The organism is Streptomyces vastus (assembly GCF_039532825.1).
Lineage (GTDB): Bacteria > Actinomycetota > Actinomycetes > Streptomycetales > Streptomycetaceae > Streptomyces > Streptomyces vastus.
In genome coordinates this window covers 191,262-205,273 of record NZ_BAAASJ010000060.1, presented here as the reverse complement: position 1 = coordinate 205,273, position 14,012 = coordinate 191,262, and the positions used below count along the sequence as shown (strand labels likewise).

The following is a 14,012-nucleotide window of genomic DNA, read 5'->3' as shown; positions in this document are numbered from 1 at the left end:
CCCCGGTTCAGACTGCCCCCAGCTTCTACCGAGTCGCTGCGACGACTCGGTGGTGACGGTCTCCCACCGCCACTCGATGAAACAGCGCCTCGTGGCGCACCATGAGGAACTTGTACGCACGGATCATCCGGCCCACCCCCCTTCCAGGTCAGCTCGAAGATCATACTACGCTCCGCTTTCGAGAGAGAACTGTTCGTGATTGCCGACCGCGCCCTCCAGGGCATCGCGATGGGCGCCACCCCCTTCGGCGTCGGCCCGATGCGCTATGCGCTACCGCGCCAGGCCAAGGCGCGCGCTCCGCGGGTAGAGCGGTTCGAAAGCCGCGGGTCTGCTGTGACTGAGCGTCAAACGCTCCGCGGGTAGGGCCGTACGAAAGCCGCGGGGCCGGTTGTGGCTGAGCGCGCCCACGCGGCGGAGCCGCAAATTGATACAGCCCCGCGCCCCTGACGGGGCGCCCCAGCCCAAGCTCCGCTAATTGGAACGTCCGGGCGACGTGTACCCGCCACAGATGTGACACTTCGGAGGGCATCTGTAACGTTCGCAGAACTACCTCCCCCTTCCCGGTGGGCCGCCGCCCGCGCCCCACCCACTTCCCGTTAGCCGCTAAACCGACCCGGCGTGCAGGCGAGACGCGTTCGCGCCCGCGAGCCGAGGTTCACCACCCAACCCACCCGAGCGCAGCCCCACCCGTGGACCCCCATCCTTCCGGACCGCTCGCTCGCTTCTCACCCGTGGTTCCGCGGCCCGTGTCAAGGGTCGGCCGGAGGCCGATCGGCGCCAGCCGACGCGTAGCGCAACAAGCGCCCTTTACTCGGGCCGTGGAAGCACGACACTGGCAAAGAAGCAGGCGGTCCCCACAGCAACCGAGTAGCCAGGGCCCACCAGGACCACGTACAACCGCGTACTACGTACAGCCCCGCACAACCAGGAGGACCTGCATGCCCGCGGCCCCCAAGCCCGAGACCCTCGCCGCCTTCGAGCAGGCCAAGGGCTTCATGCCCACCCGCGAGGGCATCGCCCTGCACGCCGCCGCAACCGAAGCGGCAGCGCTCGGCCTCCCTCTCCTCGAAGTAGGAACGTACTGCGGCCGCTCCACCATCCTCCTCGCCGACGCCGCCCGCGAGACCGGCGTCACTGCGATCACCATCGACCACCACCGCGGCAGCGAGGAACAGCAGCCCGGCTGGGAGTACCACGACCCGGAGACGGTCGACCCGGAGCTCGGCCGGATGGACACGCTCCCCACCTTCCGCCGCACCCTCCACCAGGCCGGCCTGGAGGATCACGTGGTCGCGATGGTCGGCCGCTCACCCCAGATCGCGGCCTTCTGGCGGACGCCCCTCGGCCTCGTCTTCATCGACGGCGGCCACACCGACGAACACGCGACCGCCGACTACGAGGGCTGGGCCCCGCACCTCGCCGAGGGCGGCCTCCTCCTGATCCACGACGTCTTCCCCGACCCGGAGGACGAGTTCACCGGACAGGCCCCGTACCGCGTGTACCTCCGGGCTCTCGCGTCCGGCGCCTTCACGGATGTGTCGGTGACCGACTCGCTGCGGGTGCTGCGGCGAACAGGAGCGGGGATCTGAGATCCCCGCTTCCGGACGATTGGTGGGCTGCCCCAGGCGGTCACGCACGCACCCTCCATCGCCGACCGTCCCAGCCGAGGAGCCAGAAGAGGCCGATTGACTGCAAAATGACGACGTTGACTATAGAATGCAGTCATGACGACTGCATTCACCGTACGGGACGTCCCCGACGACATCGCCCGCACCATCAAGATCCGCGCTGCCGAGGCCGGCCAGTCCATACAGGGCTACCTCCTCGGCCTCATAATGCGGGAGGCATCGAAGCCCAGCCTCGCCGAGATGGCCGCCCGCGCCGAGCGCTACGCAAGCGACCAGGTCACCCACGACGACGTCCTCGCCGCCTTGGACGAGGGACGGAGCGGTCGGTGATCGTCGTCGATGCCTGCGCGGTCACGGAGTTCCTCACCTCCAGCGGCATGCTCGCCCGGCGTGTGCGCGAGCGGATCGCGGCCGAGGACGAGATCCACGCCCCCCACCTGATCGACACGGAGGTGGCCTGGTCGGTCATCGGCATGGGCAAGGGCACCAGGGGCGGCAAGCCGAAGCTCGGCAAGGGCGACGTCGACCGCTATCTGAAGGAGTTCGCCGACCTGCCCCTCTCTCGCCATCCGGCACTTCCCCTCACGGCCCGCGTGCGCACGTTGGCCGCGAACCTATCGGTGTATGACGCGACGTATGTGGCGTTGGCCGAGGTCCTCGGTCTCACTCTGGTGACCACCGATTCCCGTATCAGGCGAGGCGTCGGGCGGATCGCCAGGTGCGACATCGTCGACTTCGGCACCTGACCGTGAGTCCACGCGGCAGAGCCGCGCGTTGACGCAGACCCGCCTCCCTTTGGGGCGCAGCCGCCGCACCGGACTCCGGCGAGTCCGCTTAGGGTGGCAGGCGTGTCGTATGTAGGTCCGGACTTCGATCCTCCCCGCCCGCCGCGCCGTTCCCGGCGCGGGCCCCTGACCGTCGCCGTCGCCGCGCTCGTACCGGGCGCGTTGGTGGGGTGGCTGGTGTGGCAGGCGGTGGGGGATTCGGGCGGGGGCGGCTCGGACGGATCGGTGGCGCAGTCGTCGCAGTCGTCGCCGTCGCCGGATACGTCCGCATCGGACACGTCCTCCTCACCCACCACCGGGACGCACGACGCCGACGCCAAGGAGCCCGGCAAGTCCCCCTCCCCTTCCAACTCCTCGACCTCACGCCCCGCCGCTTCCGGCCCTCTCAAGGGCAAGGTCGTCGTGATCGACCCGGGCCACAACCCCGGCAACTTCCGCCACACCACCGAAATCAACCGCCAGGTCGACATCGGCACGAACTCCAAGGAGTGCGACACGACCGGCACGTCCACCAACGGCGGCTACACAGAAGCCCGTTTCACCCTCGACGTCTCGCACCGCCTCCGCACCCTGCTCGAACAGCAGGGCGCCACAGTCAAGTTCACGCAGGACGGCGACCGCCCCTGGGGCCCATGCGTCGACGAACGCGCCCGCATCGGCAACAAGGCGAAGGCAGACGCCGTGATTTCCATCCACGCGGACGGCTCAGGGCCCGGCAACCGCGGCTTCCACGTGATCCTGCCGGGCGCCGTGAACGAGGGCGAAGCCGACACCCGCCCGATCGTCGCCCCGTCCCGCGAACTCGGCGAACGCATCGCCGGCAACCTCGTCAGCACCACCGGCAGCGCGCCGTCCAACTACATCGGCGACGGCACCGGACTCGACGTACGCACGGACCTCGGCGGTCTCAATCTGTCAACGGTTCCCAAGGTGTTCATCGAGTGCGGCAACATGCGCGACAGCAAGGACGCGGCGCTGCTGACCAGCGGCGCGTGGAGGCAGAAGGCGGCGCATGGGATCTCTGCGGGAATCGTGAGTTTCCTAACACCGTAAAGCCCTGGTCTCATTGATGGCTCCACGCGGCATCCAACACTCGCAACTGCCAGTCACATACTCGTCGATACGCTCATCGTCGTCGAAGGCGACGTCGAGCGCCCCGGTCTCCTTGGCCACCTTCGGCGACCGCCTGACCACGGCGATGACGCGCTCCTCGATTCCCGCCGCGCGCAGGGTGCAATGGAATGGGCCGGGTTGCCATCCTGGCTGCACTCAATGTCGGCCGCGGCCAGATGCAGCGCCGTCGGACTCCTCGCTGCCGTAGTCGATCACAGTCACTCCCGCCGCGTGGGCGGTGTCCGCAAGCAAGGTCGCTGGGAAGCCGAAGTGCCTACCAACCTCGATCATTGAAAACTGGAAGCACCCGACCTCCCCAGCGGTGCATCGAGGGCAAGCCCTCGCCAGTCGACACAAAACTCAGCCACAAAGGCCGCGTCGCCGTCCGCGCTACCGGCAACTTCAACATCAAGACTCTCCATGGCCTCGTCCAGGGCGTCCACCACCGGCACGTCCGACTGCTCCAACGAGCCGACGGCTACGCCTACGCGACCCGGGCGGAGGCACCATGTGCCTGACTTGTACGGTCTCAATCTGTCAACGGTTTCCGAAGCCTTCAACAGACCAGCCAACTGCGCGATAGCAAGGACGCGGCGCTGCTCACCCTCGGCGCGTGGCGCTAGAAGGCAGTTCGTGGAATGTCTGAGGGAATCGTGAGTGTCCTGCGGGGGTAGTGATCGCCGGGTTGATCCCGTCGGACACCCGTCTGGGACGGGCGATAGTGTCGTCCTACGATGAGGGCCACCCCCGCGCTCACACCGGGGCCCACGGGCGACATGGTGACAGCGACGCCTCCACCGATGACGACACGACTGAACTGAAGGACCGACTGAAGTGAATATCCGCTCTCTCACTCGAGGCGACGGCGTGGTGATCGGAGCAGCGGTGTTGCTGTTCATCGCGTCGTTCCTCGCCATCTATTCCGACGACGGCGCCGAGGGCGTCGATATCCCGAGCGCCTGGAGCAGCGGTCCGCTCCTCATGGGTGTGATCCTGTCGGGCATCTTCGCCGCGGCACTCATCGTGCTCGGCCGCGGTCTGCCGCAGGCCCCCAAGGTCGCCGGTATCGAGCTCGGACACTTCGGCATCGCCCTCGCCGTGTTCTCCGCCTGGAGCGCGCTGGGGAACGTGTTCGACCCGGCGGGCGGCGTCGACAACCTCGGCGGCGGCCCGGGCCCCGACGCCGGCATGGGCCTGATCCTCAGCCTGATCGCCACCCTCGTCATGGCCGGCGCCGCGATCGCCACGCCGCTAGTCCCGGCCCTGAAGGGCGCCCTCCTCCCCGCCCCCAAGCCCGCCGCCCCCCAGCCCTACGGCGCCCAGCCGCAGGGTGGTTACGGCTACCCGGGCGCCCCGGGCGCCCAGCAGCAGGCGGGGCAGCCGTTCGGCGGCCAGCCCGGTCAGCCGCAGCCGGGTCAGCCGTTCGGCGCGCAGGGCCCGCAGCCCGGTCAGCAGCAGCCTCAGCCTCAGCAGGCCCAGGCGCCGCAGGCCCAGGCGCCGCAGGCTCAGCAGCAGCCGCCCGCCGCGGAGTTCTCGCCGTTCTGGTTCGCGGTGCCGGTGCCGCGCCCGCTGTACGGGGAGGACGGCTCCCCGACGCCGATCGCCGAACTGGCGCCCGGTACCTGGTACTTGGCCGTCGAGCAGCGCGGCCCCGGCCTGGTGGCCCAGACGCAGGACGGCCGTCGCGGCGTACTGCAGGACACCAGCGGAATCCAGCGCGGCTGACCCGCCCGCTTCCGCCCACAGCTCACGGCCCACGGCCCTTCACTCTTCCGAGCGGGGGGCCGTTGTCGTACAGTCACCGTCTCGGCTGATGGCTGACGGCCCGTCAGGAGGCGGCTCATGCGACTCGGTCTCGCACTCGGCTACTGGGGACGCGGCCCCAACGCGGACCACGTCCCGCTGGCACAGGAGGCGGAACGCCTCGGCTACGACTCCGTGTGGACCGCCGAGTCCTGGGGCTCCGACGTCTTCACCCCGCTGACGTGGATCGCGGCGCAGACGTCCCGCATCAAACTCGGCACGGCGGTCGCCCAGATGGCCGCCCGCTCCCCCACGACGACCGCCATGCACGCGCTGACCCTCGATCACCTCTCGGGCGGCCGCATGATGCTCGGCCTCGGCCTTTCGGGCCCGCAGGTCGTGGAGGGCTGGTACGGCCGCCCGTTCCCGAAGTCACCGCTCACGGCAACGAGGGAGTACGTCGATGTCATACGCCAAGTCCTCCGCCGCGAGGCCCCGGTTGAGCTGAACGGCCGCTTCCACACCCACCCGTACCAGGGCCCGGACGCAACAGGCCTGGGCAAACCCCTCAAGCCCATCACCCACCCCCTGCGCCCCGAACTCCCCATTCTCCTGGGCGCGGAGGGCCCGAAGAACATCGCGCAGACGACCCGGATCGCGGACGGCTGGCTCCCGTTGTACTGGTCTCCCCTGCGCCCCGACGTGTACGAGGCGTCCCTGACGGACGTACGAGACGACTTCCTGATCGCCCCCATGGCCCAGGCCAGAGTGTGCGACGACGTATCGGAAGGCCTCCTCCCCGTAAAGACGATGCTCGGCTTCTACATCGGCGGCATGGGCCACGCCAAGCGCAACTTCCACGCCGACCTCATGGCACGCATGGGATACGAGGCGGAAGCGCGGCGGATCCAGCGCCTGTTCCTGGAGGGCCGTCGGGAGGAGGCGGTTCTCGCCGTACCGGACGCCTTCGCGGACGAGATCTCCCTGGTCGGCCCCCGTGAACGGATCGCGGAACGCCTGGAGTTGTGGCGGAAGGGCCCGGTGACCGACCTGCTGGTCCTGTCCCCCGACCGCCACACCCTCCAAGTCCTGGCGGAGCTCAACGAGGCCTCGGCATAAGGAAAATCGTGCCGCCGGGCGGTTTCATCCCGGATTCAAGGGCTACTCGGTGAGCATGTCCCCTCGATATCGCACCAACCAGGCAGGCAGGGTCATCGCGATCGTCGCCGACATCATGGCCTTGATCCTCGGACTGTGGATCCTGATGTACCTGCTGGACGCGAACCGGGCGAACGACTTCGTGCAGTTCATCCAGGACGCGGCCCGCTGGCTCGCCGGCTGGTCCCACGACCTGTTCACCTTCGACGAGGGCTGGGCCCGGGTCGTCGCCGGGTACGGCCTGGCCGCCGTCGTATACCTCTTCGTGGGGCACGTGATCGCCAACCGCATGTACCGCCACCGCTGACACCACTGAGGCGCTACGCGCAAGGCGTTACGCGCACAACGCTACGAACAGCAGTCGGCGTCCAGCCCCCAAGGCAGCCGCTCCCCGCTGAACACCGCACACGTCGCCTCGTCGCCGCCCAGTGCGGCCACGGCGAGCAGCAGCGAGCCCGCCGTCCAGGCCGTCAACTCCTCGGGCCAGACCGCCGCGTCCTCGAAGACGTAGCCCGTCCAGTACAGGCCGGTCTTCGGGTCGCGGAGGTGCTGGATGGACTGGAGAATCTCCAGGGCGCGGTCGGACTCGCCCACGGCCCAGAGCGCCAGGGCGAGTTCGGCGGACTCGCCGCCCGTCACCCACGGGTTGGGCACGACGCACCGTACGCCGACTTCCGGCACCACAAAGCGATCCCAGTCCCGTTCGATACGTTCCTTCGCCTCGGCTCCGGTGAGCGCCCCGCCCAGCACGGGGTAGTACCAGTCCATGGAGTAACGGCTCTTGTCGAGGAACCGCTCCGGATGCCGCCGTATCGCGTGCCGCAGCGCCCCGACCGCCAACTCCCAGTCCGGCTGCGCCTCTTCCCGCTCCTCGGCGATCGCGAGCGCGCAGCGCAGGGCATGGTGGACGGACGAACTCCCGGTCAGCAGCGCGTCGTCGGACCCGGTCCCGTCGTCCTCGCACCGCCAGCCGATCTGCCCGCCCGGCAGCTGGAGCCGCAGCACGAACTCCATGGCGGAGTAGACGGTGGGCCACATCCGGTCCAGGAAGGTGTCGTCGCCGGTCGCCAGATAGTGGTGCCAGACCCCGACGGCGACGTACGCGCAGAAGTTGGTCTCCCGGCCGCGGTCGGTGACATCGGCGGCGTCCCCGTCGGCATACGCCGCGTACCAGGATCCGTCTTCGTTCTGATGCCGCGCCAGCCAGTCGTACGCCCGCTCTGCCGCCTCGTGCTCGCCCGCCGCGTCCAGCGCCATCGCGGCCTCGGTGTGGTCCCACGGGTCGAGGTGGTGCCCGCGGAACCACGGTATGGCGCCGTCCGGCCGCTGCACGGCAAGGATGCCCCGGACCGTCTCGGCGGCCTGCTCCGCGGTGAGCACCCCGGTCAGGACGAGGTGTTCTGTACGGGGCGTCGTCACGAAGCGTCCACCGAGGCGTCGGTCGAAGCGGCCTCGACCGGCAGATGCGGCTTGGTCGCGTACGCCACGAAGGACTTGCCGATCAACGGGTTCAGCGCCTGCTCGGCGACCCGCGTGGCGAGCGGCTTCTTCATGATGTCCCAGACCAGAAGCTTGTGGTACGCCCGCACCGGCAGCGCCTTGTCGTTGTCGACGCCGAACGCGCACTTCAGCCACCAGTACGGGCTGTGCAGCGCGTGGGCGTGATGCGTGCCGTACGGCTTCAGTCCCGCCTCTCGCATCCGGCCGAGCAGTTCGTCGGCCTTGTAGATGCGAATGTGGCCGCCCTCGACCTCGTGATACGCGTCGGACAGCGCCCAGCACACCTTCTCGGGCCCGTAGCGCGGGACCGTGACGGCGATCCGCCCGCCCGGCTTCAGCACGCGCACCATCTCCGCGAGTACGCCCTTGTCATCGGGTATGTGCTCCATGACCTCGGAGATGATCACGACGTCGAACGACTCGTCGGGGAACGGGAGTTGAAGCGCGTCGCCCTCCATGGCGACGGCGCTCGCGCCTTCCGGCGCCTCTCCCGCCTCCTTCATCGCGGCGAACCAGGTGGCGACCTCGCGGATCTCCTCGGCGTTCTGGTCCAGCGCCACGACGTTCGCTCCGCGCCGGTAGCACTCGAAGGCGTGCCGGCCGGCTCCGCACCCGAGGTCCAGTACGCGGTCGCCCGGGGCGAGCGGGAACCGGGAGAAGTCGACGGTCAGCACGTGGCCCTGCTTTCGCGATCGGTTACGACTACTTCTGCGGCTGCTTGTTCGACGGCTTCGGCCTCAACAGCGCTTACGGCGGCGGGTCGACGGGCTCCCCCGGCGTCGGCGATCGCCTCGCGATACCGCGCCACCGTCCCCTCGGCCGCCCGCGCCCAGGTGAACCGCTCAAGGACCCGCGCACGCCCGGAGGTTCCGAGCCGCGCACGCAGCGAGGGGTCTGAGAGAAGCCTGCTCAGGGCGGCGGCCAGGGCCCCCGAATCACCCGGCGGGACGGCCAGGCAGGTCTCGCCGTCCCTTCCCGCCACTTCGGGAATCGCCCCGCCGGTGGTGGCGACGAGCGGCGTGCCCGTCGCCATCGCCTCCGCGGCGGGCAGCGAGAAGCCCTCGTACAGGGAGGGCACGCAGGCGACCTCGGCGGACCGTACGAGGTCGACCAGTTCCTCGTCCGAGATGCCCTTCACGAACCCGACGGCGCCTTCGAGCCCGTACCGCTCGATGGCCTGGGCGACCGGTCCGTCCTCGGCGCGCTTGCCGACGACGACAAGGTGGGCGGCGGGGTGCTCGGTGCGCACCTTGGCGAGCGCCTCGAGGAGGAAGACGAGCCCCTTCAGCGGCACGTCCGCGCTGGAGGTGGTGACAATCCGTCCCGGTATCTGCGGCACGGACGGATCCGGCGAGAAGAGGTCGGTGTCAGCGCCGATGTGTACTACGTGGATGCGTTCGTCGCGTACGCCGAGGTGGTCCACGATCTCCTGACGGGACGTGCCGGAGACGGTGAGGACGGACGGGAGGCGGCACGCGACGCGCTTCTGCATGCGGGTGAAGGCGTACCAGCGGCGTTTGGAGGCCCGCTCGCGCCAGCCGTTCGCCGCGTCCAGCTCCAACTGCCGGTCCACGGTGATGGGGTGATGGATCGTCGTGACGAGGGGCGCGCCGATGTCGCCCAACAGGCCGTAGCCGAGGGTCTGGTTGTCGTGTACGACGTCGAACTCGCCGCGACGGGCGTGGAGATGGCGCCGGGCGCGCAGCGAGAAGGTCAGCGGCTCGGGGAAACCGCCGGTCCACATCGTGCCGACCTCGAGGGCGTCGATCCAGTCGCGGAACTCGCCGGGCTTCGGGGTGCGAAAGGGGTCCGAGGGGCGGTACAGGTCGAGGCTGGGCAGCTCGGTGAGGGAGAGCCCGCCCGGTGCGTCAGCCGCGTCGAGTACGTCCGCGTCGAGTACGGGGTACGGCTGGGCGCCGATGACCTCGATCCGGTGACCGAGGCGGGCGAGCTCGCGCGAGAGGTGCCGTACGTAGACGCCCTGGCCGCCGCAGAACGGGTTCCCTTTGTAGGTGAGGAGCGCGATGCGCAACGGTCGGTCGCCGTCGGCGGCCGAGCCCTCTTCGGGACCCGCCTCCATGGCCTCAGCGGTCACTCCGGGCCCCCTTCTTCCAGCAATTTCCCGCGAGATTACTTCGGGACGGTAATCTAGAACAAGTTTCAGACTTGATCGCTCAGGGAGCACTGAATCTACCGGCAGGTAGCCCTTCTGTGAGCGGTGGATCGGGTGATTCACGCCACGGCGAGGCCCTACTCTGCTGTCGCTCACCCCGCCCCCCACCGGCCCTCTGCACGAACGTCACGGAACGGGACACATGCCAGCGGAAGCCAAACCTTCGGCGAAGACCGCACAGCCGAAGACCGCGCAGCCGAAGAGCGCGCAAGCGGCGGTACGAACCGTCCAGCCGGACTCGCCGCCGCTCACCGAGCGTCAGGAGGCGCGGCGCCGGCGCATCCTGCATGCGAGCGCGCAACTGGCCAGCCGGGGAGGCTTCGACGCGGTGCAGATGCGCGAGGTCGCGGAGTCCTCGCAGGTCGCCCTCGGCACCCTCTACCGCTACTTCCCGTCGAAGATCCACCTGCTGGTCGCCACGATGCAGGACCAACTCGCCCACATGCACGGCACCCTCCGCAAGAAGCCCCCGGCCGGCGACACGGCGGCGGAACGCGTCGCCGAGACCTTGATGCGCGCCTTCCGCGCCCTCCAGCGCGAGCCGCATCTCGCCGACGCCATGGTCCGCGCCCTGACGTTTGCGGACCGCAGCGTCAGCCCGGAGGTGGACCAGGTGTCCCGCCAGACCACCGTGATCATCCTGGACGCCATGGGCCTGGACGACCCCACCCCCGACCAGCTCTCCGCGGTCCGCGTCATCGGCCACACCTGGCACTCGGCCCTCATCACCTGGCTCTCGGGCCGCGCCTCCATCGCCCAGGTCAAAATCGACATCGAGACGGTGTGCCGCCTGATCGACCTGACGGAGCCAGGCGGCAAATCGACGTGACGGAGCCGGGCAGCAAACCGGCCCGACCGAGCCCGACAGCGAACCGGCCCGACCGAGCCCGACAGCGAACCGGCCCGACCGAGCCCGACAGCGAACCGGCCCGACCGAGCCCGACAGCGAGGAGTGACTCACTCCTCCGGCGGAAACACCGGCTCCCCCGACCCCACCAGGCTGATCATGATCGCCTCCACCGGGCAGCCCTCCGCCGCTTCCAGGACCTTCTCGTTGGCGTCCGTGTCCGGGTCCAGGGGGTGGGACTGGCGGGCGGAGTCGAGGTGGAAGGCGTGAGGAGCCTGGTTGACGCACTGGGACGAGCCGATGCAGACCGAGCGGTCGACCTCGATGTGCCAGCGGTCACCCATCTTCTAGGCCTCGCCCTCATAGCCGTTGGGCAGGTGGATCATCTTGTGCTCGAAGTACTCGCCGTACCCCTCGGGCCCGAACTCCCGCCCGAGACCAGAGTTCTTGTAGCCGCCGAACGGGCCGAGCATGTCGAGGCTGAAGGTGTTGACCGAGTACGTGCCCGTACGGACCTGACGCGCGACCTCGATGCCCCGCTCGACGTCCGCGGTCCACACGCTGCCGCTCAGCCCGTAGTCGGAGTCGTTCGCGATCTTCACGGCCTCGCTCTCGTCGCCGTACGGAATGAGGCAGATGACCGGCCCGAAGATCTCTTCGCGGGCGATCCGCATGGAGTTGTCGACGTCGCCGAAGAGCGTCGGCTCGACGTACCAGCCCTTGTCGAAGCCTGCCGGGCGCCCGCCGCCGGTGAGGATCTTGGCGCCCTCCTCCTGGCCGATGCGGATGTAGTCGAGGGAGCGCTGCTGCTGGCGCCGGGCGACCAGCGGGCCCACCTCGGTGGCCGGGTCGAGCGGATCGCCGACCTTCAACGCGCCCGCGGTGGCGGCGAAGGCCTCGGCGAACTCGTCGTAGCGGGTGCGCGGCACGAGGATGCGGGTCTGGGCGACGCACGCCTGCCCGTTGATCATCCAGGCGAAGGGGGCGATGCCGCCCACCGCCGTCTGCGCGTCGGCGTCCGGCAGGATCACCGCGGCCGACTTGCCGCCCAGTTCGAGGGTGACGCGGGTGAGGTTGCGCGAGCAGACCTCCATGACGCGTTTTCCGGCGCCGACCGAGCCCGTGAAGGACACCTTGTCGACCCCCGGATGTCCGACCAGGTACTCACTCACCTCACGGTCGGCGGGCAGGATCGACAGCACACCCTCCGGCAGCCCGGCCTCGGTGGCGATCTCCGCCAACAGGTAGGCGTCAAGGGGGGTTTCGGGCGACACCTTCAGGACCGCGGTGCAGCCTGCCAGCAGCGCGGGAGCGAGCTTGGCGGCGGCGGTGAACTGCGGCACGTTCCACGGCACGACGGCCGCGACCACGCCGACGGGTTCGCGCCGCACCAGGAGCTTCCCGAGGACACCGTCGCGCTGCTCCTCGTACGTGAAGCCGCGGGCGGTGGTGATCGCCGCGTCCCACACCATCATCGAGGAGAGCGCCTGCACCATCACGGAGGAGGTGTACGGGGTGCCGTTCTCGGAGGAGATGACGCGGGCGATCTCCTCGTGCCGTACGGCGAACGCGTCCTTGATCCTGCTGACGACCTCGATCCGCTCGTCGAGCGTCATACGAGGCCAGGGCCCCTCGTCGAACGCGGTACGCGCCACCGCGACCGCCCGGTCCACATCGGCCGTCGAGGCGTGCGGCACCCTCCCGATGACCTCTTCCGTGTGCGGCGAGACCACCTCGATGACGTCCTGGCCCAGGGGGTCCGTCAACTCCCCGCCGATGAACAGCTGTCCGTGTTCCACGAGCTCGGTCATGAGCTACTGCCTCCTGCGGAGCCGGGCGATCCCAGTTACTGATCCCACTTACTGACACTTTCTGACGCTGTTTCAGATACGCACGAGGAACTGATACCAGTTCTAGTTACCATGAGCAATGGCCATGCCGAAGAGGAGCAGGATGAGGACCAGGATGGGGAATCCATGACGCGAGTGACCGACCATGGCGGGGGCGTACGGTCCATCAGGGTCCCCATTCCGGACAACCCGCTCGGCTACACGCTGGTGTACGTCCTCGACACCGACCGCGGCCCCGTCCTGGTCGACACGGGCTGGGACGACCCGGAGTCCTGGGAGACGCTGGCCAACGGCCTGGCGGAATGCGGCACTTCGGCATCCGAGATCCACGGGGTCGTCATCACCCACCACCACCCCGACCACCACGGACTGTCCGGCCAGGTACGGGAGGCCTCCGGCGCCTGGGTCGCGATGCACGAGGCGGACGCGTCGATCGTGCGTCGCACGCGCGGGACCCGGCCCGAGCGCTGGTTCACGTATATGACGGACAAGCTCACGGCTGCCGGGGCTCCCGAGGAACACGTGGCGCCCCTGCGCACGGCCCACCCCCGCAACCTCCCCGGCCTGTCTCCCGCCCTCCCCGACCGCGAGATCGTTCCCGGCGAACTCCTCGACCTGGCGGGCCGCCGACTCCGCGCGATCTGGACGCCGGGCCACACTCCGGGCCACGTCTGCCTCCACCTGGAGGAGAACCACCCGGCCCAACTCCCCGGCAGGGGACGCCTGTTCTCCGGCGACCACCTCCTACCGGAGATCACCCCGCACATCGGCCTGTACGAGGACCCGGACGACGCCACGGTCACCGACCCCCTCGGCGACTACCTCGACTCCCTCGAACGCATCGGCCGCCTGGCCCCCGCCGAGGTCCTTCCGGCCCACCAGCACGCCTTCACCGACGCCCCGTCCCGCGTACAGCAGTTGCTGACCCACCACGAGTCCCGCCTGACCGGCCTCCTCTCCCTCCTCACCGCTCCCCTCACCCCCTGGCAGCTGGCCGAACGCATGGAGTGGAACCGCCCCTGGGACCAAATCCCGTACGGCTCAAGGAACATCGCGGTCTCCGAGGCGGAGGCCCATCTGCGCCGACTGGTGAAGCTGCGGCGCGCGGAGGCGGTCACGGGGAGCGATCCGGTGATGTATGTGGCGGTGGAGGGCGAGGGCTAGCTCAGCAGCGTACGGATCAACTCCTCTGCATCACAGTGATGGGGGGATCTG

14 protein-coding genes are annotated in these 14,012 nt (G+C 69.3%); 9 read left to right on the top strand and 5 right to left on the bottom strand.

Annotated features, from left to right (window positions below; translation table 11 throughout):
- Positions 1 to 938: 938 nt before the first annotated feature.
- The 7 genes from ABD357_RS25650 (at position 939) to ABD357_RS25620 (ending at position 6,734) form a co-directional block, all read left to right on the top strand.
- The gene (locus ABD357_RS25650) at positions 939 to 1,589 is read left to right on the top strand and encodes a class I SAM-dependent methyltransferase (protein ID WP_344393260.1); all 651 of its coding nucleotides are present in this window, start codon (positions 939 to 941) and stop codon (positions 1,587 to 1,589) included.
- A 135-nt stretch (positions 1,590 to 1,724) separates the two neighbouring features.
- Positions 1,725 to 1,958 (top strand): FitA-like ribbon-helix-helix domain-containing protein, encoded by a 234-nt coding sequence (locus ABD357_RS25645; protein WP_344393259.1) that lies wholly within the window; start codon positions 1,725 to 1,727, stop codon positions 1,956 to 1,958.
- Positions 1,955 to 2,374 carry a type II toxin-antitoxin system VapC family toxin gene (locus ABD357_RS25640; RefSeq protein ID WP_344393258.1) on the top strand — a complete coding sequence of 140 codons (420 nt, stop codon included), beginning with the start codon at positions 1,955 to 1,957 and terminating at the stop codon, positions 2,372 to 2,374. Before ABD357_RS25645 ends, ABD357_RS25640 begins: the two co-directional genes overlap by 4 nt.
- Positions 2,375 to 2,476: 102 nt before the next feature.
- Positions 2,477 to 3,466, top strand: coding sequence for an N-acetylmuramoyl-L-alanine amidase (locus ABD357_RS25635; RefSeq protein WP_344393257.1), 990 nt, complete (start codon positions 2,477 to 2,479; stop codon positions 3,464 to 3,466).
- 894 nt (positions 3,467 to 4,360) lie between these two features.
- Positions 4,361 to 5,251: a hypothetical protein gene (locus tag ABD357_RS25630; RefSeq protein WP_344393255.1), complete on the top strand. Its 891-nt coding sequence runs from the start codon at positions 4,361 to 4,363 to the stop codon at positions 5,249 to 5,251.
- Positions 5,252 to 5,368: 117 nt separating this feature from the next.
- Positions 5,369 to 6,388 carry an LLM class F420-dependent oxidoreductase gene (locus tag ABD357_RS25625; RefSeq protein WP_344393254.1) on the top strand — a complete coding sequence of 340 codons (1,020 nt, stop codon included), beginning with the start codon at positions 5,369 to 5,371 and terminating at the stop codon, positions 6,386 to 6,388.
- 55 nt (positions 6,389 to 6,443) lie between these two features.
- Positions 6,444 to 6,734, top strand: a complete 291-nt coding sequence (locus ABD357_RS25620) for a hypothetical protein (RefSeq protein ID WP_344393252.1) — start codon at positions 6,444 to 6,446, stop codon at positions 6,732 to 6,734.
- A gap of 41 nt (positions 6,735 to 6,775) precedes the next feature.
- Here ABD357_RS25620 and ABD357_RS25615 read toward each other — a convergent pair whose 3' ends face one another.
- Genes ABD357_RS25615 through ABD357_RS25605 form a run of 3 tightly spaced genes read right to left on the bottom strand, consistent with a single transcriptional unit; the run spans position 6,776 to position 10,022 of the window.
- Complete coding sequence (locus tag ABD357_RS25615; protein ID WP_344393251.1) at positions 6,776 to 7,846, bottom strand: prenyltransferase/squalene oxidase repeat-containing protein; 1,071 nt, start codon at positions 7,844 to 7,846, stop codon at positions 6,776 to 6,778.
- Positions 7,843 to 8,601: a class I SAM-dependent methyltransferase gene (locus tag ABD357_RS25610; protein ID WP_344393250.1), complete on the bottom strand. Its 759-nt coding sequence runs from the start codon at positions 8,599 to 8,601 to the stop codon at positions 7,843 to 7,845. The genes ABD357_RS25615 and ABD357_RS25610 overlap by 4 nt, the downstream gene beginning before the upstream one ends.
- On the bottom strand, positions 8,595 to 10,022 hold the full coding sequence (locus ABD357_RS25605; RefSeq protein WP_344393248.1) for a glycosyltransferase family 4 protein: 1,428 nt from the start codon (positions 10,020 to 10,022) through the stop codon (positions 8,595 to 8,597). The genes ABD357_RS25610 and ABD357_RS25605 overlap by 7 nt, the downstream gene beginning before the upstream one ends.
- Before the next feature lie 220 nt (positions 10,023 to 10,242).
- Between ABD357_RS25605 and ABD357_RS25600 the strand changes: the two genes are divergently transcribed.
- The gene (locus ABD357_RS25600) at positions 10,243 to 10,929 is read left to right on the top strand and encodes a TetR family transcriptional regulator (RefSeq protein WP_344393247.1); all 687 of its coding nucleotides are present in this window, start codon (positions 10,243 to 10,245) and stop codon (positions 10,927 to 10,929) included.
- 128 nt (positions 10,930 to 11,057) lie between these two features.
- Here the strand turns inward: ABD357_RS25600 and ABD357_RS25595 are convergent, their stop codons facing one another.
- Positions 11,058 to 11,291, bottom strand: a complete 234-nt coding sequence (locus ABD357_RS25595) for a ferredoxin (protein ID WP_033324547.1) — start codon at positions 11,289 to 11,291, stop codon at positions 11,058 to 11,060.
- Positions 11,292 to 11,294: 3 nt separating this feature from the next.
- Entirely contained in the window at positions 11,295 to 12,758 is a 1,464-nt protein-coding gene (locus tag ABD357_RS25590; protein WP_344393244.1) for an aldehyde dehydrogenase, read from the bottom strand.
- Positions 12,759 to 12,923: 165 nt separating this feature from the next.
- On the opposite strand from ABD357_RS25590, the gene ABD357_RS25585 reads away from it, so the two are divergent.
- Positions 12,924 to 13,961, top strand: coding sequence for a Strvi_7410 family MBL fold metallo-hydrolase (locus ABD357_RS25585; protein ID WP_344393242.1), 1,038 nt, complete (start codon positions 12,924 to 12,926; stop codon positions 13,959 to 13,961).
- Positions 13,962 to 14,012: the final 51 nt, after the last annotated feature.

What these genes read in the sequence shown, in the direction of transcription:
- ABD357_RS25650 (WP_344393260.1), top strand. Translation starts at nt 939, where the DNA reads ATGCCCGCGGCCCCCAAGCCCGAGACCCTCGCCGCCTTCGAGCAGGCC.
- ABD357_RS25645 (WP_344393259.1), top strand. Translation starts at nt 1,725, where the DNA reads ATGACGACTGCATTCACCGTACGGGACGTCCCCGACGACATCGCCCGC.
- ABD357_RS25625 (WP_344393254.1), top strand. Translation starts at nt 5,369, where the DNA reads ATGCGACTCGGTCTCGCACTCGGCTACTGGGGACGCGGCCCCAACGCG.
- ABD357_RS25620 (WP_344393252.1), top strand. Translation starts at nt 6,444, where the DNA reads ATGTCCCCTCGATATCGCACCAACCAGGCAGGCAGGGTCATCGCGATC.
- ABD357_RS25600 (WP_344393247.1), top strand. Translation starts at nt 10,243, where the DNA reads ATGCCAGCGGAAGCCAAACCTTCGGCGAAGACCGCACAGCCGAAGACC.
- ABD357_RS25595 (WP_033324547.1), bottom strand. Translation starts at nt 11,291, where the DNA reads ATGGGTGACCGCTGGCACATCGAGGTCGACCGCTCGGTCTGCATCGGC.
- ABD357_RS25590 (WP_344393244.1), bottom strand. Translation starts at nt 12,758, where the DNA reads ATGACCGAGCTCGTGGAACACGGACAGCTGTTCATCGGCGGGGAGTTG.
- ABD357_RS25585 (WP_344393242.1), top strand. Translation starts at nt 12,924, where the DNA reads ATGACGCGAGTGACCGACCATGGCGGGGGCGTACGGTCCATCAGGGTC.